Source organism: Acetobacter indonesiensis (assembly GCF_000963945.1).
In the GTDB taxonomy this organism is placed as follows: domain Bacteria; phylum Pseudomonadota; class Alphaproteobacteria; order Acetobacterales; family Acetobacteraceae; genus Acetobacter; species Acetobacter indonesiensis.
The window spans coordinates 1-1,457 of record NZ_BAMW01000062.1; the positions used below are offsets into that span (position 1 = coordinate 1).

Sequence of the window (1,457 nt, forward strand, 5' to 3'; positions counted from 1 at the left end):
CAGCGCACCGATCTGAAGGTTCTTTGCGCCTATACGCGAGTATTATGTTCTGAGCAACCGAACCTATAGCCGTTCGCGGATGACCACGGAACTTAGCACTATAGTTGCATATTATATTGTGAGTGAGCGCAGATAAGCTGTCTACGCCATGTTACTATCATCTTATCTCGATCAAGAGGTTTCCAGCTTGTTTCGGGTGCCTGCTGGGCAATAATAGCGTGTTGTTGTGCGATGGCTTTCCTGATCTCTATCCGCTGAGTGTTGGGAGGTCAAATTCCTGCGCCCGCTCGACTTCAGCGTTTAAATCCATCTCCTGCTTGCCTTTGGCGTAGGAGGTGGGGAGAGAGAAACGCAGGTCTCGAAATTCGCCTGCCACCCGGCCAGTAATCTCGTGAACGGGTTTATCGCCAAAAGCCTGAATAAACAGTGTCACTGTACGGGCTGTTTCTTTTTTGGTGGCGTCACTCTTCTGGCTGTCTGCCAACAGGGCAAGGTTAAGGGCTTCCGTCAGGCGAGGAGAGGTCGGAGCAGGGGCAGGAGATGCTAACTGGTGGGACGGCGGCATCGCACCGGGAGTCTGAGACAAAGCTGGACCGGTCTGAAACAGTTTGACCAATGTGTCTGCAATCGTTCGATTTCTTCGGTCTTGCTGGCAAGGCAGGCCTTGTCCTGCATTTTGCCGGTTATCATGTCCTGACGCAGCGTGATGATATGCTGATTTAGCCGTTCCAAAGCGTCTGTGGAGTAAGTCAGGAAGGCTCTGGTTTTGAGCAGGTCTTCATAACGGGTCATGCTGGCTGTGTAGCGCTCAATCTTGAGCTGTTCTGCGGCATTCCGTTCGGTGGTCTCTGACCTTCTTCCTGCTTTTTGATGATGTCCTCATACAGCGCCAGAAGGTCGTCCCTGGTGATGGGTTTGTTCTGGGCTGAGTCAGTCATAGTGCGGGCCGTCCTGAAAAGCGCGCTAGTCCGGGCATGAAGGGCCACGGCCGAGAGGCGGGCTTCTGATTTGTTCCCCGTTTTGAGGGAAATCCAGAATTCAGTTTTGCCGAAGAGAGGCCGTAAGGCAACGGGGAAGACACGACGGAAATGGTAGTGGGTGCCCACAAGAGCCAGCATCGAGAACTTCTCCACTTTGGAGAAGGACTATGGAGAAGCGGGTTTACACTTCACCTCTTTTATGATTTCTCAATGAAATCAATATGTTATGGCATGCGAACTGCGGGACTCGAACCCTCACTGACCCGCAGGGTCAGCCGCACAACACCTTGAAAAGACAGCGGATAATGACACGCGGTCTTCTGGTTGAATTTTCTGCCTACAATTCTGGTTAAACACTCTGGGTGCGTCAAGCCAGAAGAGAGAAGGGGCCATGTATGGCGTAAAGCTGACTTGTTTAAAAAAGAGGAGAGCCAGCCGTGCAAACCAGCGGACACGTTGTGTCGCGATGGTTTGCAA

General features: G+C 52.1%; 2 protein-coding genes. Both read right to left on the reverse strand.

Features of this window, described 5'->3' with window-relative positions; all coding sequences use genetic code 11:
• Positions 1–247: 247 nt before the first annotated feature.
• The gene (locus tag Abin_RS15935; RefSeq protein ID WP_255319439.1) at positions 248–586 is read right to left on the reverse strand and encodes a hypothetical protein; all 339 of its coding nucleotides are present in this window, start codon (positions 584–586) and stop codon (positions 248–250) included.
• A 202-nt stretch (positions 587–788) separates the two neighbouring features.
• Positions 789–1,118 (reverse strand): DUF6538 domain-containing protein, encoded by a 330-nt coding sequence (locus tag Abin_RS15940; RefSeq protein ID WP_255319438.1) that lies wholly within the window; start codon positions 1,116–1,118, stop codon positions 789–791.
• Between the last annotated feature and the right edge of the window lie 339 nt (positions 1,119–1,457).